General features: G+C 62.0%; 1 pseudogene. It reads right to left on the reverse strand.

From position 1 onward, the window contains the following. Positions 1 to 659 (reverse strand): annotated as a pseudogene (locus XAXN_RS21755) (IS5 family transposase); the annotation flags it as partial. Between the last annotated feature and the right edge of the window lie 215 nt (positions 660 to 874).

Below are 874 nucleotides of genomic sequence, written 5' to 3' on the forward strand. Positions count from 1 at the left end.
ATGCTGGCCCAGGCGGTCGTTGCGTTCGATGCCCTTGCGTGCAATCCGCGCAATGATGCCGCGCTGCTTGAGGGCGTTGCGGCAACGGTCGATGTCGTCGGCCTTGTCGGCATGCAGTTTGCCTGGCCAGCGTCGCGCACGCCCTGGTTTTCCACCGATCGCAGGCAATGCATCGAGCACTTCTTCGAACGCGACCGAGTCGTGTCGATTGGCACCGGTCACGCAGACAGCCAGCGGTACGCCGTTTCGATCAACGATCACATGCCGTTTGCTGCCGAGTTTGCCGCGATCGGTCGGGTTTGGCCCTGTATACGGCCCCCCCGGGGGGAGGCCACGCTGGCGGCGTCCAGACTTGCTCGGCTCAGATCCAGTTTGTCGGCGCGACGTCGCTCAGCCAGGAGCACTTGATGTAAACGATGCCACACCCCGTTGGCTTGCCAATCACGCAGCCGACGCCAGCAGGTCATGCCGCTGCCATCGCCAAGTTCCAAAGGCAGGTCTTCCCACGCAATGCCCGTGCGCAGCACATAGACGATGCCGTTGAGGGCCTGCTGATCACTGACACGAGGTCGTCCACCTTTGGGGGAAGGCTTGACCTGCGGAATCAGTGGCTCGATGCGCTTCCACAGCGCAATAGGGATCTCGTTGCGACGTGTCATGCCGACAATGTTGCCGCCGAATCAACAGAATTCAAGGGTTTTGTTAGCCGCTCTTAGGCCGTGTGCTTGTCATTGCTCCGTTTCTTCCGCCCTGACTTCGTCTGAGCTGGAGCGACCCTGTCCCGCCGATCGTTGCTCCGTTGCAGCCGCAGCGTTGCGCAGTCGTTGCTCCGCCTACCCGCAGCTCCCCCATGAACCGGTCATTGAGCCGCCGT

Origin of the sequence: Xanthomonas axonopodis, from assembly GCF_001304695.1 — a bacterium.
Taxonomy (GTDB): domain Bacteria; phylum Pseudomonadota; class Gammaproteobacteria; order Xanthomonadales; family Xanthomonadaceae; genus Xanthomonas; species Xanthomonas axonopodis.